Below are 25,201 nucleotides of genomic sequence, written 5' to 3'. Positions count from 1 at the left end.
CTTTCAGCTTGCGTGATGTGCGTTGCAGGGCCCGCCTGGGCCCAGCCCCTGGCCCAGGTGGAGGGGGTGGAGGATGCACAATTGCGCGCGGCGCTCATCGAGGCGATCGGCGAGCGGTCCTCAGCCACGAATGGTGCGTCCAGCGCCCTGCGCCAGGCGCGCAATGCGGCCAGCCGGGCCCGGCGCCTGCTGCGCTCGCAGGGCTATTACGCGGCCACGGTGACACCGGCCCTGGGAGCCGGGCGCCAACCCGTGGTGCGGGTCGAGACGGGACCGCGTTTCCTGATTTCCTCCGTGACCGCGCAGACCGGTGACGATGCGGCGGCCCGCGATGTGGCCGGAGAGGCCATCGACCTGCCCCTGCAGGATCCGCTTGTCGCCCAGGCCGTGATCGATGCCGAGGCGCGCGGCCTGCACGCCCTGCAGGAAAACGGCTGGCCGGATGCCGTGGTGGGTGAACGCGATGTCGTGGTCGACCATGCGTCCAGCGCCGGGCAGATCACTTTCCGCTATACGCCGGGACCCTGGTCGACCTATGGCGAGATCAGCCGCGAGACCGGTCAATGGCGACCGCAATTCATCGCCCGCATGTCGCCGCTGGAACCGGGCGCACCGGCGAGCCGGGAAGACTTGCTGACCTATCAGCGCCGGCTGGATGCGCTGGACAGTGTGCGCTCGGCGCGGATCAGCCTGGGCGATGTCGGCGAGGACGGACACCGGCCGGTCGAGATCGAGCTGACCCCCGCGCCGCGCCACTCCATCGAGACCGGGCTGAGCTATTCCACCAGTGAGGGCGGCGGCGGCACGGCGCGCTGGATCCGCCGCAATCTTCTGGGCAGTGACGAGACCCTCACCCTGACCGGCAATCTGGCCACGCTGAACCAGTCGGTCGGCGCGGAAGTCTCGCGACCGCACTGGCGGCGCTATGACCAGACCCTGTTCGTGCATACCGAACTGAAATCGGAAGACACGGACGCCTATGCCCAGGACCAGGCCGAGATCGGCGCGGAGATCACCCGCGAGGATGGCCGCCGGCTGTATGGCGCGGGTGTCCGGCTGGACTGGTCCGATGTCACCGATGCCGTCGGCCAGCGCGAGGTGATCACCGCCGCGCTCGATCTGGTGGCGGGTTATGACAGCCGCAATGATCCGCTCGATCCGACCTCGGGCGTGCGAGGTCTGGTCCAGGTGACACCGGCGGCCACGCTGGGCGATTGCGGCTGCCAGTATGTGCGGCTGGAAATGCGCGGCAGCGCCTATCAGGGTCTGGGCGATGGCCTGGTGGCCGCGGCCCGGGTGCGGCTGGGCTCCGTGCTCGGCACGACCGCCACGGCCATGCCGGCCGACCAGCGCTTTTATGCAGGCGGCGGCGGGTCGGCGCGCGGCTTCGACTATCAATCCCTCAGCCCGCTGGCCCCGGACGGCACGCCCTTTGGCGGCACGTCTGTGGTGGAAACCAGTTTCGAATTGCGCTGGAGGGTGCGTGAACGCTGGGGTGTGGTCGGCTTTGTCGACAGCGCCATGGCCGCCGATACCAGCCAGCCCGATGTCTCCGACATCCGCAGCGCGGCCGGTGTGGGCGTGCGCTATTATTTCGACTTCGCCCCGGTGCGCGTCGATATCGCCACGCCGCTGGACCGGCGCGATGGCGAGGACGCCTTCCAGATCTATTTCAGTCTGGGCCAGGCCTTCTAGATGACCAAGCGCGCCCCCCTCATCAATTTTGCCATCTGGCTGGGCCTGATCGGGCTGAGCCTGGTCCTGCTGGGCGCCGGATTGCGCTGGGCGGCCGGCTCGGCGCCGGGCCGCTGGGCGGTGATGAGCATGCTCGATGGTCGCGTGGTGGCGGGCCAAACCCTGTCGCTGGAAGGCCTGTCAGGTGACCCGCTCTCCAGCCTGCGCCTGGAACGGCTGACCCTGAGCGATGCCGAAGGTGTGTGGCTGGACGCGCAGGAGATCGAACTGGACTGGCAGGCGCGCAGCCTCGCCTCCGGTCCCTATATCGTCGACCGGTTGATCGCGGAGCGGGTCCATGTTCTGCGCCGCCCGATCCGGGCGGACCGCGAAACGGATACGGGCTCGGGAAGGTCGGGCCTGCCCGCCCTGCAATTGGGTGATTTGCAGATCTCAGAGATCGTTCTGGAGGAAGGCGTGGCGGGCCCTGCCGCACGGCTGCAGGTGGAGGCCCGCGCCGATATCCGCTCCCTGCAGGCCGCCTCCGGACACATTCGCGCCGAGCGTCTGGATGCGCCGGGTGATTATCTCCTGGCCGACCTGACCCTGACCGGAGACACCGTGTCCGGCTCGCTGGACGCCCACGCCGCTCCGGACGGTCCGCTCGCCGCACTGGCACGCCTGCCGGGCCGGGAACTGGCCGCAAACGGTGTCCTGGACGGGAACTGGAACGGCGGCGAGGGCACACTGGCCCTGCAGGCGGATGGTCAGGACCTGCTGCAAGCTTCGCTGGGCTGGTCGGAGACAGAGTGGCAGGCGGAGGGCCGCGCCGATATCCGCAGCTGGGGCCTGCTGCCCGAGGCCTATCAGGACCTGGTGGAGCACGCGGATTTCCAGGCCGAAGGCGGCCGCGAGGCCGGCTGGAGCCTGACCCATTTCCGGGCGCGCAGCGAGGGGGCTGATCTGACCCTGCGACCGGCGCCGGATCGGGACACCGCCGGCTGGGACGTGTCCGCGGAAATCGGCACCCGCCTGATCACCGCGCTGAGCCGGGGAAGGCTGGACGGTGATCGCCTCGCCTGGGCGGGCCGCGTCCGGCGCGATATGGCGGGCTGGCATTTGCGCGGTTCCACCGAAGCGTACGGGCTGGTCTGGCAGGAGCGGCGGATCGGCCATGCGGAGGGCCCGCTGGATCTGGACTATGCCCGCCCGGTCCTGATGATCGACACGCAATTGGCACTGGAAGGCCTGTTGACCGGCCAGGACCGGCTGGACACGGCACTGGCAGACGGCGCCAGTATCGCCCTGACCGGACAATGGCAGGGCGATCGCCGCACGATCGATATCGAAACCGCCCTGCTGACCTCGCCCGCTGGACAATTGACGGCGAGCGGACTTTACCCGCTGGACGGCACGCCGGCGCTGACCGCGACGCTGGACCTGGCAGATGCCGGGCTGGTGCATGGCGAGCTGGGCGGTCCCGTCCAGCTGCGCGTCTCGGCAGCCTCACTGGATGCGGCCCTGGTCGAGCTGAATGGCCAGGACATGGTCTGGCCGGAACGGGCGAATGGCCTGTTGGACGGGATGGACGGACGGGTGCGCGTGTCGCGGACCGATGCGGGCTGGCGCTTCGAGGAGATTGATCTGAGCGCGACTGGCTTGGTGCTGGATGCGCGCGGTCTGTGGTCGCCGTCGAGCTGGACGCTGGACGGGGATCTGGCCGTGTCCGGACGCCTGCCGGTCGAGCGCGTCGAACTGGACGGGGCCCTGGCGACGGCGTTCAGCGCACGCTCCGACCGGACCGGCCTGCACTGGCGCAGTGTCTCCCGCTCGACCGCGCTGAGCGCCGGACCGGTCCGGCTGGACGAGCCCGGCCTGGTCCTGGAAGCGGTGCGGACCGGACAGGCCCTGACCGCCGACTGGCAGATCACGGCCCAGCGCAATGGCAAGCCGGTCGACCTGTCCGGTACGGCCGGCTGGTCGCCGCAGGCCTGGCAGGTCGAGCTGGCGGAAGGCCGGCTGAGCCCCTTTGCCCTGACGGGATCGGCGCAGAGCCGCGATGGCGAACTGGCCGCCGCCCTCGACATCGAGCTGGGTGACCGGGCGTCGGCCGTGCTGCGCTTTACCGGCACGCCGGCTGGCTGGCGCGAGGGACAGCTGGACGCGGACATCCGGCTCAACGGCCATGATTTTTCCGGCGGCTATATCGAGCATGCCCGCCTTGGCCTGTCCGGCCCGCTGTCGGACCTGACGATCGACAGTGAAGTCGCCGGCCAGTTGCGCAGCGGATTCCAGCTGACCGCGCCGGGGCGGCTGCGCCTTTCGGAGACGGGTGAGCTGGACCTGACCCTGGAACCGGACGGCCGCTGGGCCATCCACCCGATCAGCCACCGCGAACCGGTCCGCCTGACCCGCAATGATGACGGGCTGGACCTGACCTCTGTCCTGACCCTGGGTTCCGGCGCGATCCGCCTGCACTATCGGGACGGACCCGACGCCCGCGACCTGGCGCTGGACATTGAAGGCCTGCCGGTGGACGCCCTGTCGGACATTGCCGCCATGCCGCCGGCCGGCGGCTCGCTGTCCGGCCAGGCGCGGCTGGCCGAAGTCGAAGAGTCGTGGCGGGGCGATGCCTGGCTGGAAGCGACCGAGCTGGTCGCGCTCACCGCCGACGAAATGGCCCCCGTCCGGATCCGTTCCGACATGACAATCACGCCGGAACGCCTGCGCGCGGAGACCCGGCTGACCGGGGCCGAACTGGAGACGACCAGCTGGTTGGAACGCGCCGGACCGACGCCGAGCCTCGCCGATCTGCTGGGCGCGGAGGATGCCGCCCTGACCGGACAATTGGAGACCCAGGGCGATCTGGCGACCATTGCCGCCCTCTTCCTGCCGGAGACCGTGATCCTGGAGCGGGCCCGGGTGGAGGGTGATGTCGATCTGACCGGGCAGCGCGGGGCGCCGGTGCTGGATGGCCGCATCGCCGTCAATGGCGGACAAACGCGCATCACCTCGACCCAAACGACCCTGCGCGGCATCCGCTTGCGCGCCCGGTTTGACGGCAACGGGTTCGACCTGGTCCGCTTCGAGGCCAATGATGGCCGCGATGGCGAGATCAGTGGCAGCGGACAATTGCGCCTGCCCGAAGAAGGCCCGCGCGGCGAGGCGAGCTTCACCTTCTCGCGCCTGCTGGCGACCCACCGCCCCGACATGACCATCCAGGCCAGTGGCGAGGCCGACCTGACCCTGGACGCTGCCGGACTGCTCATCTCCGGCGCCACCGAGCTGGACCAGTTGCGCGCCGAACCGGCGCTGAACGGGGCCGCCTCCATCCCGGAACTGGATGTGCGCGAGATCAATCTGCCCAAGAATCGCAGCGCCCAGACCCGCTCCGCCCTGCCCGTGCGGCTGGATTACGCCGTCACGGCGGACCGGAATGTCTATGTCAGCTCGCGCGCCTTTTCCTCCGAATGGGGTGTCGATTTGCGCGCCACCGGCCCTAGCGGAAAGCCGCAACTCAATGGCACGGCCAGCCTGGTCAGCGGCACCGCCTTCGTGCTCAATCGCCGCTTCACCCTGGATGAGGGCGAGCTGCGCTTTGACGGTTCGCCGGGCGATGCCCGGATCGACATCACCGCCTCGCACACCCGGACCGGGTTTGCCGCCCAGGCCCGCATCACCGGCCCGGTCGGCGCCCCGCGCATCACCCTGTCCTCCGAGCCCGCCCTGCCGGAAGACGAAATCCTGTCGCGTCTCCTGTTCGACGAATCCGTCAGCGAGCTGGGGGCCTTCGAAGCGGCCCAGCTGGCCGCGCAATTGTCCGGGCAGAACCTGCTCAACATTGTCGGCCAGCTGCGCGATTTCGCCGGTATAGACCGGCTCGACCTGTCGACCGACGAAGACGGCAATATCGCGGTGACCGGCGGACGGCGCTTTGGCGATGATGTCTATGTCGAGGTCGGCAGTTCCGGCGCATCCGCCCTGTCGCAGGCGCTGGTGGAATGGCAATTGACGCCGGAGCTGAGCCTGTTGTCGCGCATTTCCGCGGACACGAATGCCGAGGTCTCGCTGCGCTGGCGGCGAGACTATTAGACCGCCCCCGCTTGCCAGCTGCCGGGCAGCAGTCTACCCAGACTTACAAGATGTTGTGACATTCGGAGCCGCTGCAGACGCGCATGAAGTCCTTCCTGATCACCCTTATCAAGCCGACCGGCGCCTGGGCGCGCTGGCTGGTCTTCCTGATGCTGGCCGGCATCGTCGCCGCCGGGGTCACCGGTCATCTGGAAATTGCCCGGACCTATCTGGACACGGACAGCCTGACCTTCGAGGTCGGCAATGTGCGGATCAGTGCCTACACGGTGCTGCGGGCGCTGGCCGTTCTGGCGCTGGTCTTCTGGACCACGGCGATCATTGTCGATGTGGTCGACAGCCGGCTGGAAAAGCTGACCAAGATGCGGTCCACGACGCGCATCCTGGTGACCAAGGTCTTCCAGATTGCGATCTATGTCCTGGCCGGCCTGATCGCGCTGGACATGATCGGACTGGACCTGACCACGCTGACCGTGTTCGGCGGCGCGCTGGGTATCGGTCTGGGCTTCGGCCTGCAGAAGATCGCCTCCAACTTCATCTCCGGCCTGATCCTGCTGCTGGAACGTTCGGTGGAGCAGGATGATTTGATCGAACTGCCCGACGGGACCAGCGGTTTCGTGCGCCGCTCCTCGGCCCGCTACACGCTGATCGAGACCTTCGACGGCAAGGAAATCCTGATCCCGAACGAGGACTTCATCACCAATCGCGTCACCAACTGGACCCTGTCCTCCACCAAGGCCCGCATCCAGATCAATCTCGGCGTGGCCTACGGGTCGGACATCGAACAGGCGCAGGAGCTCATCCTGCAGGCCGCGCGCGAGCATCCGCGCTGTATCGACGATCCGGCGCCACAATGCTTCCTGCTGAATTTCGGCGACAGCTCGGTCGACTTCACCTTGCTCTTCTGGGTGGAGAATGTCGTGGATGGCCGCTGGGCGCCGCAGAGCGAGGTCATGTTCGCGATCTGGCGGAAATTCCGTGAGCACGGGATCGAGATCCCCTTCCCGCAGCGCGATCTGCATATCAAGTCCGGCGAGGTGAAGACCGATGCCTGACGCGACCGGCATTCTCTACGCCACCACGATTGACGGCCAGGGCGGCGGCGCTGCGCTGAGCCATGGCGATATAGCCGCGCACATCAAGGCGGACAGCCTGGCCTGGATCCATCTGGATGCGCTGCACGCGGATTCCCGCGACTGGATCAAGGAAGAGCTGGACTATCTCGATCCGCTGATCGTGGATGCCCTTCTGGCCGAGGAAACCCGGCCGCGCATGGTGGAGTTCGACCAGGGCGCGCTGATGATCCTGCGCGGCGTCAATCTCAACCAGGATGCCCAGCCGGAGGACATGGTCTCGATCCGGCTGTGGATCGATGCCCACCGGATCATCACGGTGCAGCGGCGTCCGCTCAAGGCGGTGAAGGACATCCAGGACCGCCTCGCCGCCGGCCAGGGCCCGAAGCATTCCGGCGATTTCATCGCCATGCTGTCGGCCCGCCTGTTCGAGCGGATGGAGCCGGTGATGACCGAGCTGCACACCGCCCTCGATGATGTCGAGGAAATGGTGATGGACGAGCCGAGCATCGAGGAACGCCAGACCATCAATACGCTGCGCCGCCAGGCCATCATTTTCCGCCGCTATTTCGCGCCCCAGCGCGATGTGATGGCGCAATTACGGACGATGGATTTCGTCTGGCTGGACCCGCCGGCCAAGCGTCGCCTGCAGGAAAATCTCGACCGGATCACGCGCTATCTGGAAGACCTGGACGCGATCCGCGAGCGGGCCCAGATCGTCAAGGACGAACTGGCCAATGGCCTGGCCGACCGGATGAACAAGAATCTCTACGTCCTGTCCCTGATCGCCGCCATCTTCCTGCCGCTGGGCTTCCTGACCGGCCTGTTGGGCATCAATGTCGGCGGTATTCCGGGCTCGGACCTGGGCAGCGCCTTCTGGTGGTTCGTCGGCATATTGACCGCGATCGGCATCGGCCAGGTCTGGCTGTTCCGGAAGATGAAATGGCTGTGACGGCGGCGGCCTGCGCCTGCTGATTGATCTGATCCGTGAATTGAAGCCGCTGGGGCTCTAGCTGGCCGCCCTGGAAGCCGGGCGCTGATCCGGGTCGCCGGACCGGCCCTTGAGCGAGGCGAGGAAGTCGCCCAGCGGGACGGGTCGTCCGATGTGATATCCTTGGGCATAGTCCGCGCCCATGCCCGCCAGCACGGCCACGGATTCCGCGGTTTCCACGCCTTCTGCCACCACTTTCAGCCCCAGCGAGTGCGCCAGGTCGATGGTGGACTTCACCAGCAGCCGGTCCTCGCGGGACTCATCGAGATTGAGCACAAAGGCCTTGTCGATCTTCAGCTCCTCGGCCGGGATCGAGCGCAGATAGGCCAGGGAGGACAGGCCGGAGCCATAATCATCGATGGCAATCACAATCCCCGCCTCCCGCAGACGCTCCATTTGCGCCAGCGCCTGGTCGGGATTGTCGATGACGGCGGTTTCGGTGATCTCGAAACAGATCCGGCCGGCGCGGCCGCGCAGACGGTCGAGCGCCGTGTCGATGAAGCGCGGATCGGAGATCAGGCGACCGGAGATATTGATTGCGATCTGGATGTCGAAACCCGCCGCTTTCAGGCGCACCTGGTCGGCAATGGCCCGGTCCAGCACCCATTCCGTCAGGGGCAGGATATGGCCGGTTTCCTCGGCCATGGGGATGAAGTCATCCGGACCGATGAAACCGCGCTCCGGGTCTTCCCAGCGGATCAGGGCCTCACAGGACCGGATGCTCCGGGTGCGAAAATCATATTTGGGCTGATAGCTCAGATAGAGATCCCCGGCGCTCAGACCGGCGGACATGCGGCTCATCAGGGAAAGCTTCCGGGTCGGATCGCCATAGGCGGTGCCGTCAAAACGGGCGAAACGCTGTTGCGCCTGGCGGGCCTGGTCGATGGCGACACCGGCGCACTCGATCACGGTCAGGCCAGCCTGCCGGGTATCCGCCAGCGAAGCGATTCCGATCGTGGCGTGCAGATCGACCGGCTCATCGCGCAGGGTGACCGGCGTATTGGCCAGGTCGACGATCTGGCGGGCGACGGCCTCCACGGTGGCAGCATGCTCGGCCCGCAGGACGAGACCGATGGAATCGGTGGCGACCCGGCCAAGGCAGACATCCGGACAGACCTGTTCCAGGCGCGCGGCCAGATCGACGATCATCTGGGAGGACAGGGCAAACCCGATCGCCCCGCGAACCTGGTGGAAACGGTCTATCCCCACCGCAATGGCGAAAACCTGCTCGGCCTCGCCCTGGTCGGACAGGTCGCGCACGGCCTGTTCCAGCGCCTGGAGGTTGGCCAGGCCGGTCTCCGGGTCATGCAGGGCCAGATGGGTGATGCGCTTTTCACGCGCGGCGATCTGTTCGCCCATCGTGTTGAAACTGTGGGCCAGGCGGGAAATCTCGTCCTGGCCGGGCGCGGCGACACTGGTGGCCTCGCCCTTGGCCAGACGGCCGGCGGCGGCCTCGAGCGCCTGCAGCGGCCGCGACAGGCCGCGGGCAATCAGCCAGCTGCCGACCAGGATGATGGCCAGTCCGGCCAGGCCGGCGGCGAGCAGACCCAGCATCATGGTGCGGAAAGGCGCCATGGCCTGGGCGACCGGGTATTGCAGGACAAGGACGGCCGACATCGTGTCGGAGAGACTGTCGACGGCAATGGCACTGACCAGATGCTCGCGATCCAGGGAATAGCCGACATCCTGTTCGCCGGGCGTCTCGCCCAAAAGGTTGCGCCAATCATCGCCATCGCTGCGTGAGGCCTGCCAGCCCGCATCGCCGGCAGACCAGAACAGGCGCGCCTCCAGCGGAATGGCAGACAGTTCCGTCAGGTCATTGAGGCCCTGGCTCGACAGGCTGTAGGCGAACACCACCCAGCCGACATGATCGGGCGCGCGTACCGGGCGGGCCACGGCATGAAAGGCTGATCCGTCCAGCACCACCACCCCGCCCGGCGTCTCGCGGGCTTCCAGGCTGGTCTCGATCAGGCGGATGGTCTCCCCCGACAGGATGTCGCCGGCACCGATGGCCTGGCCCTGCTGGTCGATAACGAAGGCAATGTCGAATTCAAAGCGCTGGCGCAGATTGTCCAGGGCCGACTCGATGGTCGGAACGTCGCGCGTCGCCACAGCAGCCCGGAAACCGAAATCCCGCGACAGGATGTCGGCGGCATCGCCCATCTGGCGGGCATTGAGGGCCCAGATCCGGTCGAACACGGCGGCCATGGCGGCCATCTCGTCCTGGACCAGCCGGGTCGCATTGCGCTGTACGGTATAGAAAGAGGCTGCTGCCGCCGCCAGCATGACGAGGGCGAACAGGCCCGCATAGATCACGGCGAGCTTGGTCCGGAGGGAGCGGAAGCGCATGGCGGACCTATCGCCGCCCGTGGACGTCGAGGGTCACATCCAGCGTGCTGCCATCGGCGGGCGCATCGAGGACGAGCCGATTGTTCTCGGCATTGGCATAAGGGTGCCAGACCGTGACGGGCCCGGCCGCCACACCCTCCAGAACCGCCACGCCGTCAGCATTCGTCACCACAGCGTGGGGCGTATCCACGACACGGATATAGGCGATCATATTGTCATGGATATTGCAGCCGATCGGGACATTGCCCTGGGCGTCGAAAACGACACTGCGTTCCTGCTCGCGGCCATAGAGTTCCAGCTCGAAGGCATTGTCGCGCGCGAAGGAATAGACGTGGTGCCGGACCCGGTCGCGATTGGGGAAGACCACTTCGGCCCCCTGCGGCACGACCAGGACAAAGGGATCAAACCGGAGGTCTTCCTGGGCCATTTCATGGACCACGTCCGCCGGCGAAGCGGGCAAGGCGCCCGGCAGGCTGACCACGGCATGGGCAACGGGCTCTCCGGCCGGCGTGGTGACCCGGACGGTCACGTCTTCGGCGGCGGCCTGACCGGACACAAGCAGCGCGGCCAAAAGGCTAAGCAAACGCATCATAGCCCCAATAGAGCAGAGCGGTCTTGAGATCGCGTAAAGCCTAACGGGTGACGACATCGCGATGCATCGGAGCAAGCCGGGCCAGAAGCCGGTTCTGGAGGGCGAAGGGAATGCCCTCGGCATCCATGGCATCCTGGAGATTCTCCACCAGCGCATTGAATTCGCGCGTGGTGATGCCGTGATCGCGGTGCACCGAGGCCATGTCACGACCGGTATAGGTGCAGGGCCCGCCGAGGATGTAGCAGAATTGCTCGATCAGGGTCCGGCGCAGGCGCGGCCAGTCGGAGGCCCGGAAAATGCCCTCGATCCGCTCATCCTCCCGGACCCGTTCCAGCAGGCCGTCGACCACGCGGGCAATCCCCGCCTCGCCGCCAAAGGCCACGAACACATCCGCATCCTCGATCGGATCGGCCCCGGCATTGGCGTCGGACACGGTATAGGGGTCCACTTCCAGCTCGCCCGGCTGGGCGTGGGGCGGATGCGACTGGGCCAGGGCAGCGGCAGACAGACCGGCGGAAAAAAGGCCCGCAAGCAACAGGGATCGGATCATCATCTCGGCCTCCTAGAAACCGGCCTGAATGGAAAAGTAGAGACCGCGCTGGTCCTCGAAGGTCACGATGGAGCCGAGGTCCACATAGGCGGCCGTCAGGGTGAGATGCTCATTCACGGCCCAGGCGGCAAAGACATCGAGCCAGTCATCCTCGCCGGCAAGGCCCAGATTGTCGGGCTTGAAGCGGTATTCCGCGCCGATCAGGAGACGGCGATTGACCAGATAGCCGGCGGAGAACTCGCCGGCCCACTGATAATCGTCCTCCAGATCCCCGCCGAAACCGAGAATGCCGAGCTGATTGGCACGGGTGGCCCGCACGGTGGCGTTCAGCAGGAGGGATCGATCAAGATAGAGCTTGGTCGCGGCCAGATAGAGATCGACGCCCTCATCATCCTGCGCCCCGATCGCGTTGAGGACAGCGGACTGGTTGTTGACCTTGTATTGCACGCCGGCGGCGATCTGGGGCAGCCAACTGTCCTGGTCATAAACCGCATCGCCGAACAGGCGCAGTTTCGCACCGAAGACATCCTGTTCGAAGGTGAAGCCCTGGCCGAGGCCGAGCGCAGCGCCCACGGCTTCGGTGTCGAAAGCCTGGCGCGTATAGGACAGTTCGAACCGGTCGTGGAAACCTAGGGCGACACCCTGGGCGGAAAAGCTGTAATCGGGCAGTTCGACCCAGCTGGCATGGGCGGTGCCGCCAATGCCGCGCTCGGTCTCATTGCCGGTGATCAGCGCCCAGCTCGCCAGGCCGCCGCCGCCCGCGCCCTCCACGGTGGAGATGCCGCGGGTCAGGAGCAGCTTGCCGCCCCACTCATCCGACCAGCCATTGGCCAGCGCAGACGGGCCGGCCAGCCCGGCCAGGACCAGAGCTGCGACCCATTGTTTTCGAAACGCCATGATTGCCCCTGCCCGGTTGCGGAACGGATGTCCCAATTCGGGCAGAGGCTAGATTGGTGCGCTTTAAAAACCCATTAATCCAGTCGGTTATTGCCGGATCAGGTATGCTCGATATGGTAGAGCCATTGCAGGTGACGCTCGAAATTGCGCAACACTTCGCGGATGATCTGCACTTTCGAGAATCCATAGACGCAATAGTGCTGCCCGCCATCGGAGAGGAAAACCTCGGCGCGAGCATAATCCTCGTCATTGTCGGCATTGGAACGCTCGTCATTCTCGACTTCCGGGGTCGAGAAATAGGGTGCGTCATAGAGGATGCGCTGGACCTTAAAGAGGAATTCCGGCTTCTCCGCATCCATCACCCGCAAGGAGGTCATGCCTTTCTCGCCCTCCTGCTCGACCTCATAGCCATAGGAGCGCAGCTCCTCGGCGACCTCGGTCAGCGCGTCGGTGGCGGTGCCGGCAATATACGCGTCGACCTCCTTGCCCGTGGGGCGGGAGAACATGTTCTTCAGCCGCGCCTTCCAGGGCATGGCCGCACCTTCGACCGGCAATTGGGCGGCCGTCTTGCGACCGGCCCGCCGCGCCGTTTCCAGCGACCAGGCCCGGATCAGACCGAAGAAGGAAAGGATGAGGACCAGGGTGAAGGGCAAGGCGGCGGCAATCGTCGCCGATTGCAGGGCCGCCAGGCCGCCGGTCACCAGAAGCACGGCTGCAACCACGCCTTCCAGCAGGGCCCAGAACAGGCGCTGGGAAACCGGCGGTTCCAGAGCCCCGCCGGAGGCCAGGGTCGATTTCACGAGCGAGCCGGAGTCCGAGGAGGTCACGAAGAAGGTGGCCACCAGGATCACGGCCACGGTCGAGATGATCGGCGTCAGCGGCAGGTGTTCGAAGAAGGCAAAGAGCGCCAGTTCACTGGTGCCATTGCGGACCGTGTCGAGCATGGCGTCGGCCTGTCCGGCCAGGGCCAGACGCAAGGCGCTGTCGCCATAGACCGTCATCCAGAAGAAGGTGAACAGGGTCGGGCCGATCAGAACGCCGAAGATGAATTCGCGCACCGTGCGGCCGCGCGAAATCCGCGCGATGAACATGCCGACAAAGGGCGACCAGGAAATCCACCAGCCCCAGTAGAACAGGGTCCATGATCCGACCCATTCCCCGTCACCATAGGCATCGAGATTGAAGGTCAGCGTGGCGAACTGGTCGAGATAATCACCGATATTCTGGACGAAGGCCGAGATCAGGAAGAGCGTCGGACCGACCAGGAAGACAAAGGCGATCAGGGCCACAGCCATGTAGAGGTTGAACTCGGAGAGGCGCTTGATGCCGGCATCCAGGCCCGCGACCACGGAAATCGTGGCCAGGCCGGTGATGATCGCAATCAGGATCAGCTGGACGGTTTCGGAGATCGGTATATCGAACAGCGTATTCAGACCGGCATTGATCTGCGTCACGCCGAAGCCCAGCGAAGTGGCAACACCGAAGAGCGTCCCGAGCACGGCGATCGTGTCGACCGTATGTCCCATCCAGCCATAGATCCGGTCCCCGATCAGCGGATACAGGGCGGAGCGGATGGTCAGGGGAAGGCCGTGGCGATAGGTGAAATAGGCCAGGCTGAGACCGACCACGACATAGATGCCCCAGGCATGCACACCCCAGTGGAAGAAGGTCAGGATGATCGCCTGGCGCGCGGCCTCCACCGTTTCCGGATCACCTTCCGGCGGGACCAGGAAGTGGGTCAGGGGTTCGGCGACCCCGAAGAACATGAGGCCGATCCCCATCCCGGCCGAGAACAGCATGGCGAACCAGGAGGCGAACCCGTATTCCGGCATGCTGTCGTCCGGCCCCAGCTTGATCCGCCCCCAGTCGGAGAAGGCGACGATCAGCAAGGCCACCAGGAAAAAGCCGACCCCGACCGTGTAGAGCCAGCCCGTGGTTTCGGTGATGGCGATCTGGATCTGGGAAAAGATGTGCTCGGCCTGCTCACCGGCGAGAACGGAATAGGCGACTCCCACAAACACAAGGATGGCAGCAGGGAAAAAGACGGCAGGTTCTATTCTTCGCATGGAGATCAATCCTCGCTTTCGCGTCGGTGTCAGGCGGGTGTGCGATAGGTCTCGAGCGCCGGGCCCAGCGCCTGTTTGAGCGGATCGAGATGCGCCTCGAAATGGCGCCATTGCTCGATCCCCTTCGTGTTGATGGGCTGGCGGACCTGTTCGGAACTGGCGGTGCGCACCGCCCGTTCGGTGGCGTGGAAATCCAGGCAGGCCTGTTCGAAGGGCAGGCCACAGAAATCCAGGATGCGGCGGACCTGGGTCTCCAGATCAGCCACGACATCCTCGTACTGCACGCGCAGGATCTCGCCGGGCAGGACCCGGTCCCAATGCTCCATCAGCTCGACATAGCCGCGGTAATAGCGGCCGACTTCCTCGAGCCCGTAGGTGAATTCCTGGCCCTCGGCGAAGAGCTGTTTGAAGCCGGAAAAGCAGCAGGCCATGGGCTCGCGGCGGGCATCAATGATCTTCGCATTGGGCAGGATCAGCTTGATCAGGCCGATATGCCGGAAATTGTTCGGCATCTTGTCGGTGAAGAAGGGCGCACCGGCGCGGTGGATGCGGGTATTCTCGATATAGTCCTCGCCCAGCTCGCGCAGCTGATCGGCCTCCAGCTCGTTCAGGATGCGCGGATAGCGCGTCCGGTCGGAGCGGTTGCGGCCACGCAGGCGGTGCGACAGGGCCAGGATGTTGGGCAATTCCAGCGTGCCATCGACCTGGCTGTGCGAGGCCAGGATCTGCTCCAGCAGGGTGGAGCCGGCCCGCGGCAGTCCGACAATGAAGATCGGGTCCGGCGCATCGCAGCCCTTGCCGCCCTGTTTGGCAAACAGGTCCGGCGTGCACAGGCTCGCCTGCGCCTCGAGCTCTTCGTCCATCTGCTCCGCCGTATAGCGGGTCTGGAGCTTTTTCAGCGCATTGCCGCGCTCGTAATAGGCAAAGGACGCGTCATAGTCCTTACGATCCTCGAAAGCCTTGCCCAGTGCAAAGCAGAGATGGATGCGATTGGCGAAGGTGAGATCGGGCGAGGCCTCCTGGGCCTGCATGCCGGCAATCTCCTCATCGGTGAAACGGTAGGTCTTCAGATTGGCGAGCCCGTACCAGGCATCGCCATAATCCGGCTGGGCGCTGTAGGCCCGGCGATAGGCCGCCACGGCTTCGTCCTGGCGGCCCAGCGTCTTGAGGGCATGACCGCGCGAGGTGTGCGTCGCCGGGTCCTGGGGCAGGCGTTCGAGCACCTGGTCGAACAGGTCCAGCGCGCGCTGGTAATGCCCGGTCTGCATGCTCTCGATGGCAAAGTGGGACTGGAAGAGCGGATTGTCCGGCTCGGTTTCGTAGAGATGCCGGGCTTGGGCCAGGGCGGCTTCGAACTTCTGCCGCTTGCGCAGGATCTGGATGTGGTCGAGCCGCAATTGCGGATTGTCCGGATCGAACTCGATCGCGCTTTCCAGCAGGAAATCCGCGTCCTCGAGCACGCCGAACCGGTTGCCCAGTTCCGCCAGGAGACGCATCCCCTCGACATGGTGCGGGGTTTTCTGGAGGAAGGCGCGGCAGAGCTTCTCCGCCTTGAGCAGCTTGCCCTCGTGCAGGAGATGGGTGACCGAGATCAGCTCGCGCGGCAGCGCGCTGACCCGATCAGCCTGGGCCGCAGCCAGCCGCGATTCCTCGGGACGGCCGGCAGCCTGGAGCAATTCGGCCTGGGCCCGCCAGCTGGCGATCAGGGCCGGATTGAACTGGCAGGCACGCTGATAGGCGGTCAGGGCACGACCGGTCTCGCCACGCTGGCGCAGGAGGTGCCCTTCTTCCTGGAAGGCGCGTCCGAAATCCGGTGCGGTCCGCTTGATCCGGTCAAGCGCCGCCTGGGCGGCATCGAATTGCTGGAGATAGCGGCAGCAAACCGCCTGCATGTAGAGTGCATCGGTATGATCCGGTTCTGCCTCGAGCACGGGCCGGAGCGTCTCCAGCGCGGCATCGAACCGGTTCTCATACATCTGTTTTTGCGCCGTATTCAGCGCCTGGACATGACTGTCCGTTTCCTCTGACACGCTATCGGGCTCCGCCGGTCTTGAAGAACGCAGAAAGCGTCCCCTTGCAGGGACGCTTTCCATTTTGGCTTTTGGCCAAGCTCTTGTCAGGGCCTAGTACTGCACCCCGACACGCACGCCGACGGTTCGCGGACGAATGATCGTCACCTGTTCGCGGTCGAAGACGAAATTGTTCGCCATCTCGCCACGCTCATTGGTGAGGTTGTCGGCGAAGACTTCGACCGACCAGTTGTCACCCGTCAGACCGGTGGAGAAGTTCAGCGAGGCATAGCCCTCGATCTCCGCCTTGTTGATCTCGATCACGTCGGACCAGCTGTCGTCGGTGATGGTGATCTGCGGCATCACGTGCGCCATCATGCCATTGTCCAGATACCACTCATAGCGGGCCCGGAGGTTGGCCTGATAGCTCGGCGCGAAGGCCAGCTCGGAACCGGCGACAACGTCATTGGTCGGCGTCAGGACTTCCGTGATCTCGGTGTCGAGAATGGAGAAGGCACCGACAACCGTCAGACCTTCAATGTCGGCCGGCGCCCAGGTCACGTCACCTTCGACACCGCGGATTTCGGCGTTGGCCGCATTATCCGAGAAGAAGAGGTTGGTGATGGACGGGTCGAAAATCGTGGTCTGCAGATTTTCGATCTCGACGAAGAAGGCGTTGCCGTTGAAGCGCAGCTGGTTGTCGAAGAGGTCAGTCTTCCAGCCAAATTCGTAATTGGTCACGTCATCCGTATCCAGGGCGTAGGGCACGGTGTAGCCACCGGGGCCTGCTGCGCCACCCGGACGGTTCAGGAGACCCGGACGGAAGCCTTCCGACACGGTCGCGTAGAAGAGCGTCGTATCGGTCGGGCGCCATTCCAGCGTCCCCTTGAAGATGAAGCCGTCAGTGGCGGCCGCATCCGGATTGCCGAACGGATTGTCCGAGGCATAGAGCGCGGAGATGTTCGTGCCGAACAGCTGGGCGTCCGTGGTCGCGCCGAAATTGCCAAAGGACGAGTTGGCGCTGCCCTGCAGGTCAACCTCGATGTCGTAATAGCGGGCGCCGACGGTCAGCGAGAACTGCTCGGTGATGTCGAACGTGGTCTCACCGAAGAAGCCGAACTGGGTGTCCGTGCGCAGCACGTCGTTCCGGAAGATCACACCGGCGGGGAACGGGCCCGGATCGGAGAAGTAGCCGTCCGAGGCGTCGCCGACAGGGCCGGTCGCGTCGATATTGGTCAGCGGATAGTTCGGACCGAAGCCGGTCGTCACGCCGTCAAAGGAAATGGCGTATTCGGACCCCGGATAGGTGAAGTCGTTCAGCTCCGCGATTTCCATGTCGGAGTAGAAACCACCGAAGGTCGCGCGGATGCGGCGATCTTCCGGCGTGTTGAAGCGCAGTTCCTGCGTGAACACGCTGGTATTCGTCCCGGAGTTCACGAACAGGTTCGGGGCCTGACACGTGCCCGACGGGGCGGCAGCGCCCGGATAGGTCACAGAGCCATCACAGATGTAATAGGGCAGGTACTGACCGACGAAGAGATAGTCGGTGTAGTCGACCCGCTGGTCGGTTTCACGGTCGGTGTAAGCACCGGTGTAGACCATTTCCAGGGCGCCGAGGCGGCCTTCCAGGGTCCAGCTCGTGTTGTGGAAGTAGTCGTCCAGCTCGTCTTCCTCGAAGCGCGAGACTTCCAGGTCGTCCAGGGTCGGATCGACGAAGAAGACGCCTTCGGAGTCCAGCTGCTGCTGCATGTGCATGACGGTCAGGGACCAGTCGGCATTGAAGTCATACAGCGCGCTGATGCGGAAGCCGGAATAGGTGGAATCGTTGAAGTTCTTTTCCAGCAGGTCCGAATTGTTGGCGTCCAGGAAGGTGACGCCGGACAGATCGGCGGTCGACTGGAAGCCGGCGCGCGTGGCGCTGACCGGAACGCCATTGGCGCGGACCGTGCCGGCCGGGCGGAAACGGGCCGATTCCGACGCGTTCACGACACCCGGGACATTGTCGATATAGCCGCCCTGCTGGTCGACATAGACGACACCGCGCAGTGCGAAATTGTCGGCGACCGGAACGTTCACGACGGCTTCGGCCTTGTTCGACATCTCACCGTCCTGCGTGAAGGACACGGCGAAGTTCGTGGAGGCGTAGAAGGCGGACGGATCCGGACGATTGGTGATCAGGCGGACCGTACCGGCCTGCGAGGATGCACCATAGAGCGTGCCCTGCGGTCCCGGCAGGACCTCGACGCGCGCCAGATCGGCGGCATAGACGTCCAGGTTACGGCCCGGCTGCGACACCGGCTGCTCGTCGAGATAGAGCGCCACGTTCGGGGCCAGACCGGCGACACCGGCCGTGGTCAGGTTCGGCGTGGTGGACGCGAGGCCGCGGATATAGATCGTGGACTGGCCGGGGCCGGAGCCGCCGGCGGTGACGCCCGGCAGTTGTTGCAGATAGTCGGTGAACACGTCGACGCCGAGTTCGTCCAGCGTCTCTTCATTCATCGCGTTGACGGCGAGCGGAATGTCCTGCGTGCTCGTTTCGCGCTTGGTCGCGGTGACGGTCACGACGTCGACCTGCGCATGAGCGGCAGCCGTCCCCAGGATGGAGAAAGCGGCGGCGGAGAGAATGGTGGTCGTCAGTGCTCTTTGCTTCAGCATGATGCGGATGCAGCCCCTGTTTTCACTGTTACGGTATGGAATTAACGACCGATCTAGCCAGTCCGGCCCGGCCTGACCAGACCTGCTTTGAGCTGGAAGCATTTCCGCACTTGCGAAAACTTAGATTTGATAACGAACCTCACGGGTTTTCCCGTTGATTTTGCTAAACTTTCCAGAAACCGTTACATGTATGCGACACCTAGTAACCAAATCACTGCTTCGACGCTGAAGGAAATTCGCATCGAAATATGCTGCGTGTTCGAAATATTTCCGGGCCTAGCGCGGTATGAGAGTTGGAAAGCCGGCAAAGCGGCGATAAAGGAAAAGAAAACAGGTTCAGCCAGGCAAGCATGAGCGATCACGACGAAATCCTAGTGGCCCTGCGCCGCATCACCCGCGCCATTGATCTCCAGTCCAAGCGCCTCGTGAAAGCGACCGGGCTGACGGCGCCGCAATTGGTGGTCATCGACACCCTGCACAAGCAGGGCGACATGTCGCCCAGCGCGATTGCGCGCGCCGTGTCGCTGAGCCAGGCGACCATCACTTCCATCCTGGACCGCCTGGTCCAGGCCGGTCTGGTGGAGCGGGTGAAGAGCGATACCGACAAGCGCGTCGTAATGGCCAAGCTGACGGCCAAGGGTATCGAGGCGAGCAAGAGTTCGCCCGAATTGCTGCAGGCCGGCTTCCTGCGCTCCTTCCGCACCCTGCAGCCCTGGGAGCAGAACATGCTGATCGCTTCGCTGCAGCGCATCGCCGAACTGATGGATGCCGAGGCGCTGGACGCGGCGCCCTTCCTGGAGCCGGGCGAGCTGCACCAATGAGCGGGACGCCGCTGGCGGGCCTGCGCGTCGTCGAACTGGCCCGCATCCTGGCCGGCCCGTGGATCGGCCAGACCCTGGCCGATCTGGGCGCCGATGTGATCAAGGTGGAGGCCCCCGCCGGCGACGATACCCGCACCTGGGGCCCGCCCTGGATCGAGCATGAAAGCGGGCGCTCGGCCGCCTATTTCCACTCCTGCAATCGCGGCAAGCGGTCCATGATCGCGGACTATCACGACGCGGAACAGCTGGAGACGGTGAAACGCCTGATCGACCATGCCGATGTGGTGATCGAGAATTTCAAGGTCGACGGGCTCGCCAAGTACGGGCTCGACTATGAGAGCCTCAAGGCCCGCAATCCGCGCCTGGTCTATTGTTCGGTGACCGGGTTCGGCCAGGACGGACCCTATGCACACCGGGCCGGCTATGACCTGGCCATCCAGGCCATGTCCGGCGTGATGGATCTGACCGGCGAGGCCGATGGCCCGCCCCAACGCCTCGGCGTCGCCTTCGCCGATGTCTTCACCGGGCTTTACGGCACGATCGCCATCCAGGCCGCCCTCGCCCAGCGCGAGCGGACCGGAAAGGGCCAGCATATCGACATGGCGCTGCTGGACACGATGATCGGTGTGCTGGGCAATCAGGCGATGAATTATCTCGCCACCGGCCGGACGCCGAAGCGCATCGGCAATGCCCACCCGTCCATCGTGCCCTATCAGGAATTTCCCTGCTCGGACGGACACATCATCATCGCCTGCGGCAATGACGGCCAGTTCGAACGCCTGGCGGACCTGCTGGAACTGGGCGAGGACGTCCTCGCGGCCAACCGCACCAATGCCCAGCGCGTGGAGAACCGGGCGGACATCACCGGCCGTATCGCGGATCTCATGCAGCACCGGACGCGCGAACACTGGCTGACCGCGCTGGAAGAGAAAGGCATTCCCGCCGGACCGATCAACACGGTCGAAGAGGCACTCCAGGACCCGCAGGCGGTTTATCGCGGACTGGTCATCGAGCGGGACGACATTCCCGGCATCCGCTCACCCATGCGCTTTTCCGATGCGCCGATTGGCGAAACCGGCCGCTGCCCGGGCCTGGGTGAACATACGGATGAGATTTTGGCGGAATTGGCGGCGCTGGAATCAAGCGCCCCACCTTCCCCTTGACGGGGAAGGTGGGTCGACACGAAGCGACGAGCCGGAAGGGGTGAAAGCGCAGAGCGCTTTCCAACTCTTTGACTGTCACCCACTCCACCGCGCATGCGCGCGGTCCCCCTCGCCCATCAAGGGCGAGGAGAAACCTCAGCAGTCCTAGTTGAACGTCTCGCCCTTGGCGGCCTTGTCTTCCAGGAGTTTGCAGACCTCGGCGCCCTGGGCCTTGAGGCCAGCGACAACCTTGTCGAGACCGATCGTGTCGGCCCAGAACATGGGACCACCCGTATAGGCCGGCCAGCCATAGCCATTGATCCAGACCGTATCGATGTCGGAGGCGCGCTGGGCCATGCCTTCTTCGAGAATCTTGGCGCCCTCATTGATCATCGGGAAGAGCAGGGCTTCGCGGATTTCATCCGGGGAGAAGCTGCGCTGTTCCAGACCGGACTTGGCGGCGAATTCCTTGATCACCTCGGCCACTTCATCGGACGGGATGGCGCGGCGGTTCTCGTCGTAATCATAGAAGCCCTTGCCGGTCTTCTGGCCACGGCGGTCGCGTTCGCAGAGCACGTCGCGAATGGTCTCGCTCTTGGAGTTGGCCTTGTCCCAGCCCAGGTCCAGACCGGCGAGGTCGGACATCTGGAAGGGGCCCATCGGCATGCCAAAATCGGTCAGCGCCTTGTCGACATCCCACGGCATGGCGCCCTGGAGCAGCATGGCCTGGGCGGCACGCTGGCGCGGGGAGAGCATGCGATTGCCGATGAAGCCGAAGCAGACCCCGGCCACGACGGCGACCTTGCCGATCTTCTTGGACAGATCCATCGCCGTCTTGAGCACGGCCGGCTCGGTCTTCTCGGCGCGGACAATCTCCAGCAGGCGCATGACATTGGCCGGCGAGAAGAAGTGCAGGCCGAGCACGGAGCCCGGACGTTTGGTCTCGGCGGCCATCTCGTCGACATTGAGATAGGAGGTGTTGGAGGCCAGGATCGCACCCTGTTTGACGATGCCGTCCAGCGTGCGGAAGACCTCTTTCTTCACATCCATGTTCTCGAACACGGCCTCGATGACCAGGTCGCAATCGGCCAGGTCATTATAGTCCAGCGTCGGGGTGAGCAGATCCATCGCGCCCTTGACCTGGGCCTCGGTGAAGCGGCCCTTGGCAGCCGAGCGCTCGTAATTCTTGCGGATGATGGCGACACCGCGGTCCAGCGCTTCCTGCTGCCGCTCGACAATGGTCACCGCATAGCCGGCGGTGAGGAAATTCATGGCGATGCCGCCCCCCATCGTGCCGGCACCGAGAATGCCGACCTTCTTGATCGGGATGAGCGGCGTATCCTTCGGGATATCGTCGATCTTGGCGGCCGCGCGCTCGGCAAAGAAGACATGGCGCAGGGCCTTGGACTGGGTGCCCGAGACCAGCTTGCCGAACAGTTCGCGCTCTTTCTTGACGCCCTCGGCATAGGGCAGGTCGATCGCGGCCTTCACGGCCTCGATGCAGGCTTCCGGAGCCTCGAACCCTTTCATGCGGCGCATCTGGGCCTTGCGGAACTCGTCGAAGAAATCGCTGTCGGACGGGATGTCCTTGATCTTGTCCGTGCGGGTGGAGGAGACCGGGTGATCACCCTTGTCCGCCACGGAGCGGGCGAAAGCGACGCCGGAACCAGCCAGGTCATCCTCGGCAACCAGTTTGTCGACCAGGCCGATGCCTTCGGCCTTGGACGCTGAAATCGGATTGCCGGTGACGATCATCGGCAGGGCGTCGGCGACACCGACCACGCGCGGCAGGCGCTGCGTTCCGCCGGCGCCCGGCAGGATGCCCAGCTTCACTTCCGGCAGGCCCAGCTTGGCCGAGGCTACAGCGATCCGGTAATGGCAGGCCAGCGCGACCTCGAGCCCGCCGCCCAGGGCGGTGCCGTGAATCGCCGCGACGACCGGCTTGGCGCTGGCTTCGATGGCGTCGACGACTTCCGGCAGGGAGGGGCCGACCGGCGGCTTGCCGAATTCGGTGATATCGGCGCCGGCGAAGAAGGTGCGGCCTTCGCAGGTGATCACGACCGCCTTGATGGCGTCATCGGCCGAGGCTTCCTGGATGGCCTCGGCGAGCCCGGCACGGACGGCCTGGCCCAGCGCATTGACCGGCGGATTGTTGGACGTAACGACCAGGACGTCCCCGTCCTTGCGAGTGGTGATCACGGACATGCCTGTCTCTCCCTCATCAATTCTTTTTCGACGGCGCAGCGCCTGAACTCAGCGGATAACGACCCCCAATATGGACGCGCAGGCGCGCCGGGGCCAATCAGCGAAGACGCATACCCTGTATTCGATACACAAAGCAAGCACCGACATTCATCGGCGTTGGGCATATTCCCTTGTAGGTTTTCAGGTCTCACCGTATTGTTTGCCCTACAAAGATAATAGCAAACCGAAAACAGGATTGCCGGGGATGGAAAAGACAGACGACGCGCCCGACGCGGCGCCAGCATACCAATTGCCCGAAGGTTGGCCCAAAGCCTCGCTGGACCAGATCCAGGACGCCTTGTGCGCACCGGAGATGCGGTTCGAGATGGAGACCGTGGAAATTCGCGGTGTTCCGACACGCACCTGGAAAAATGCGCTGCCTGCCCTGCCGGAACTGGCGCGCCATGGCGCCACGCATGGCGACCGGCTTTTCACCATCTATGAGGATGAGCGGGTCACCTATGCGGCCTGGTTCAAGGCCGTCGCGGCCCTGGCGCACGAGCTGCAGGAGCTGGGCGTCACCAAGGGCGACCGCGTCGCCCTGACGATGCGCAATCTGCCGGAATGGCCGGTCGTCTTCTTTGCCGTTACCAGCCTGGGCGCGATCATCGTGCCGCTGAATGCCTGGTGGACCGGCTCGGAACTAGCCTACGGGCTGAAGAATTCCGGTGCCAAAGTCCTGGTCTGCGATGCGGAACGCTGGGAGCGTATCGCCCCCAGCCTCACCGAACTGCCGGATCTGGAACAGGTCTTGGTCTCGCGCTCGGACGCGCCGCTGGCCGCACCGGCCCGCCGCCTGGAAGACGTGATCGGTGGCCCGAAGGATTATCCCGGCCTGAAAGACCAGGACCTGCCCCAGGTCGAGATCGCCCCGGATGATCCGGCGACGATCTTCTACACCTCGGGCACGACCGGAAATCCCAAGGGCGCGCTGGGCACACACCGCAATATCCTCACCAACATCCTGTCCTCGGGCTATGCCGCCGCACGCTCCTGCCTGCGCCGCGGCGAGATGCCGCCGGAACCGACGCCGAAAGTCTCCCTGACGGTGATCCCGCTCTTCCACGTCACGGCCTGCAATGCCGGACTGATGGGGACGATCTTCGCCGGGAATACGATGGTGTTCATGCACAAATGGGATGTGGTGAAGGCTTTCCAGATCATCGAGACGGAAAAGGTCAACACGACCGGCGGCGTCCCGACGATTGCCTGGCAATTGATCGAGCATCCGGACCGCGAGAAGTATGACCTCTCCTCGCTGGAAGCGATCGCCTATGGCGGCGCGCCCTCGGCGCCCGACCTGGTGCGCAAGATCAAGTCGGTCTTCGGCGCCCTGCCCGGCAATGGCTGGGGCATGACGGAAACCTCGGCCACGGTGACCAGCCATTCCTCCGAGGACTATCTCAACCGGCCCGACAGTTGCGGCCCGGCCGTCCCGGTGTCCGACCTCAAGATCATGAGTCCGGACGGATCGCGCGAATTGCCGGTCGGTGAAGTGGGCGAGCTGTGGGCCCGCGGGCCGCAGATCGTGGCGGGTTATTGGAACAATCCGGAGGCCACGGCAGAGACCTTTGTCGATGGCTGGATCAAGACCGGCGACCTGGCCAAGCTGGACGAGGAGGGCTTCTGCTTCATCGTCGACCGCGCCAAGGACATCATCATCCGCGGCGGCGAGAACATCTATTCCACCGAGGTGGAGAATGTTCTCTATGACCATCCCGCCGTGACCGATGCCGCCCTGATCGGCATCCCGCACCGCACGCTGGGCGAGGAACCCGCCGCCGTGGTCCACCTGGCCCCGGGCCAATCGGCGACCGAGGCGGAACTCCAGGCCTGGGTGCGCGAGCATCTGGCCGGATTCAAGGTGCCGGTGCGGATCCTCTTCTCCGAGGAGACCCTGCCGCGCAATGCCAATGGCAAGATCATGAAGAGCGACCTCAAACCCATGTTCGACGCCGAGATCGAGGCCCGCGAGGCCGCCGGGGTGGCCTGACCGCCTTTTCACACGAGAACGACCAGTCACCGGACCCGGAAAACCGGGCCGGTCTC

15 protein-coding genes are annotated in these 25,201 nt (G+C 64.9%); 7 read left to right on the top strand and 8 right to left on the bottom strand.

Annotated features, from left to right (window positions below; all coding sequences use genetic code 11):
* Positions 1–15: 15 nt before the first annotated feature.
* The 4 genes from FCS99_RS05995 to FCS99_RS05980 all read left to right on the top strand — a co-directional run bounded on the left by FCS99_RS05995 (position 16) and on the right by FCS99_RS05980 (position 7,788).
* Positions 16–1,695 (top strand): autotransporter assembly complex protein TamA, encoded by a 1,680-nt coding sequence (locus FCS99_RS05995; RefSeq protein WP_233352677.1) that lies wholly within the window; start codon positions 16–18, stop codon positions 1,693–1,695.
* Complete coding sequence (locus FCS99_RS05990) at positions 1,696–5,766, top strand: translocation/assembly module TamB domain-containing protein (RefSeq protein ID WP_138511161.1); 4,071 nt, start codon at positions 1,696–1,698, stop codon at positions 5,764–5,766.
* Between the two features lie 83 nt (positions 5,767–5,849).
* On the top strand, positions 5,850–6,818 hold the full coding sequence (locus tag FCS99_RS05985; RefSeq protein ID WP_138511160.1) for a mechanosensitive ion channel family protein: 969 nt from the start codon (positions 5,850–5,852) through the stop codon (positions 6,816–6,818).
* Positions 6,811–7,788, top strand: coding sequence for a zinc transporter ZntB (locus FCS99_RS05980; protein WP_138511159.1), 978 nt, complete (start codon positions 6,811–6,813; stop codon positions 7,786–7,788). Before FCS99_RS05985 ends, FCS99_RS05980 begins: the two co-directional genes overlap by 8 nt.
* A 57-nt stretch (positions 7,789–7,845) precedes the next feature.
* On the opposite strand, the gene FCS99_RS05975 is transcribed toward FCS99_RS05980, so the two are convergent.
* The 7 genes from FCS99_RS05975 to FCS99_RS05945 all read right to left on the bottom strand — a co-directional run bounded on the left by FCS99_RS05975 (position 7,846) and on the right by FCS99_RS05945 (position 18,945).
* The gene (locus FCS99_RS05975; RefSeq protein WP_138511158.1) at positions 7,846–10,176 is read right to left on the bottom strand and encodes a putative bifunctional diguanylate cyclase/phosphodiesterase; all 2,331 of its coding nucleotides are present in this window, start codon (positions 10,174–10,176) and stop codon (positions 7,846–7,848) included.
* A 7-nt stretch (positions 10,177–10,183) separates the two neighbouring features.
* Positions 10,184–10,768, bottom strand: a complete 585-nt coding sequence (locus tag FCS99_RS05970) for a cupredoxin domain-containing protein (RefSeq protein WP_138511157.1) — start codon at positions 10,766–10,768, stop codon at positions 10,184–10,186.
* Positions 10,769–10,808: 40 nt separating this feature from the next.
* Positions 10,809–11,321, bottom strand: coding sequence for a group I truncated hemoglobin (locus FCS99_RS05965; RefSeq protein WP_138511156.1), 513 nt, complete (start codon positions 11,319–11,321; stop codon positions 10,809–10,811).
* Between the two features lie 9 nt (positions 11,322–11,330).
* A complete protein-coding gene (locus FCS99_RS05960; RefSeq protein ID WP_138511155.1) occupies positions 11,331–12,215 on the bottom strand; it encodes a DUF3034 family protein in 885 nt (294 codons plus the stop codon).
* Between the two features lie 98 nt (positions 12,216–12,313).
* Complete coding sequence (locus FCS99_RS05955) at positions 12,314–14,281, bottom strand: BCCT family transporter (RefSeq protein WP_138511154.1); 1,968 nt, start codon at positions 14,279–14,281, stop codon at positions 12,314–12,316.
* 29 nt (positions 14,282–14,310) lie between these two features.
* Positions 14,311–16,257: a sulfotransferase gene (locus FCS99_RS05950; RefSeq protein ID WP_138511245.1), complete on the bottom strand. Its 1,947-nt coding sequence runs from the start codon at positions 16,255–16,257 to the stop codon at positions 14,311–14,313.
* A gap of 147 nt (positions 16,258–16,404) precedes the next feature.
* Positions 16,405–18,945 (bottom strand): TonB-dependent receptor, encoded by a 2,541-nt coding sequence (locus FCS99_RS05945; RefSeq protein WP_138511153.1) that lies wholly within the window; start codon positions 18,943–18,945, stop codon positions 16,405–16,407.
* 350 nt (positions 18,946–19,295) lie between these two features.
* Between FCS99_RS05945 and FCS99_RS05940 the strand changes: the two genes are divergently transcribed.
* Both FCS99_RS05940 and FCS99_RS05935 read left to right on the top strand, forming a co-directional pair.
* A complete protein-coding gene (locus tag FCS99_RS05940; protein WP_138511152.1) occupies positions 19,296–19,766 on the top strand; it encodes a MarR family winged helix-turn-helix transcriptional regulator in 471 nt (156 codons plus the stop codon).
* Positions 19,763–20,929, top strand: coding sequence for a CaiB/BaiF CoA transferase family protein (locus FCS99_RS05935; protein ID WP_138511151.1), 1,167 nt, complete (start codon positions 19,763–19,765; stop codon positions 20,927–20,929). Before FCS99_RS05940 ends, FCS99_RS05935 begins: the two co-directional genes overlap by 4 nt.
* Positions 20,930–21,073: 144 nt before the next feature.
* On the opposite strand, the gene FCS99_RS05930 is transcribed toward FCS99_RS05935, so the two are convergent.
* Positions 21,074–23,113, bottom strand: coding sequence for a 3-hydroxyacyl-CoA dehydrogenase NAD-binding domain-containing protein (locus FCS99_RS05930; protein ID WP_138511150.1), 2,040 nt, complete (start codon positions 23,111–23,113; stop codon positions 21,074–21,076).
* Between the two features lie 244 nt (positions 23,114–23,357).
* On the opposite strand from FCS99_RS05930, the gene FCS99_RS05925 reads away from it, so the two are divergent.
* The gene (locus FCS99_RS05925) at positions 23,358–25,145 is read left to right on the top strand and encodes a class I adenylate-forming enzyme family protein (protein ID WP_138511149.1); all 1,788 of its coding nucleotides are present in this window, start codon (positions 23,358–23,360) and stop codon (positions 25,143–25,145) included.
* Positions 25,146–25,201 lie beyond the last annotated feature (56 nt).

The organism is Maricaulis alexandrii, assembly GCF_005871165.1.
Classification (GTDB): Bacteria; Pseudomonadota; Alphaproteobacteria; order Caulobacterales; family Maricaulaceae; genus Maricaulis; species Maricaulis alexandrii.
This window is presented reverse-complemented; position numbering and strand designations above follow the sequence as displayed.

Bases quoted from the DNA above. Each gene is read 5' to 3' on its own strand.
- FCS99_RS05970 (WP_138511157.1), bottom strand. From the start codon at position 10,768: ATGATGCGTTTGCTTAGCCTTTTGGCCGCGCTGCTTGTGTCCGGTCAG.
- FCS99_RS05980 (WP_138511159.1), top strand. From the start codon at position 6,811: ATGCCTGACGCGACCGGCATTCTCTACGCCACCACGATTGACGGCCAG.
- FCS99_RS05965 (WP_138511156.1), bottom strand. From the start codon at position 11,321: ATGATGATCCGATCCCTGTTGCTTGCGGGCCTTTTTTCCGCCGGTCTG.
- FCS99_RS05935 (WP_138511151.1), top strand. From the start codon at position 19,763: ATGAGCGGGACGCCGCTGGCGGGCCTGCGCGTCGTCGAACTGGCCCGC.
- FCS99_RS05930 (WP_138511150.1), bottom strand. From the start codon at position 23,113: ATGTCCGTGATCACCACTCGCAAGGACGGGGACGTCCTGGTCGTTACG.
- FCS99_RS05940 (WP_138511152.1), top strand. From the start codon at position 19,296: ATGAGCGATCACGACGAAATCCTAGTGGCCCTGCGCCGCATCACCCGC.
- FCS99_RS05985 (WP_138511160.1), top strand. From the start codon at position 5,850: ATGAAGTCCTTCCTGATCACCCTTATCAAGCCGACCGGCGCCTGGGCG.
- FCS99_RS05945 (WP_138511153.1), bottom strand. From the start codon at position 18,945: ATGCTGAAGCAAAGAGCACTGACGACCACCATTCTCTCCGCCGCCGCT.
- FCS99_RS05990 (WP_138511161.1), top strand. From the start codon at position 1,696: ATGACCAAGCGCGCCCCCCTCATCAATTTTGCCATCTGGCTGGGCCTG.
- FCS99_RS05925 (WP_138511149.1), top strand. From the start codon at position 23,358: ATGGAAAAGACAGACGACGCGCCCGACGCGGCGCCAGCATACCAATTG.
- FCS99_RS05950 (WP_138511245.1), bottom strand. From the start codon at position 16,257: ATGTATGAGAACCGGTTCGATGCCGCGCTGGAGACGCTCCGGCCCGTG.
- FCS99_RS05995 (WP_233352677.1), top strand. From the start codon at position 16: ATGTGCGTTGCAGGGCCCGCCTGGGCCCAGCCCCTGGCCCAGGTGGAG.
- FCS99_RS05975 (WP_138511158.1), bottom strand. From the start codon at position 10,176: ATGCGCTTCCGCTCCCTCCGGACCAAGCTCGCCGTGATCTATGCGGGC.
- FCS99_RS05960 (WP_138511155.1), bottom strand. From the start codon at position 12,215: ATGGCGTTTCGAAAACAATGGGTCGCAGCTCTGGTCCTGGCCGGGCTG.
- FCS99_RS05955 (WP_138511154.1), bottom strand. From the start codon at position 14,281: ATGCGAAGAATAGAACCTGCCGTCTTTTTCCCTGCTGCCATCCTTGTG.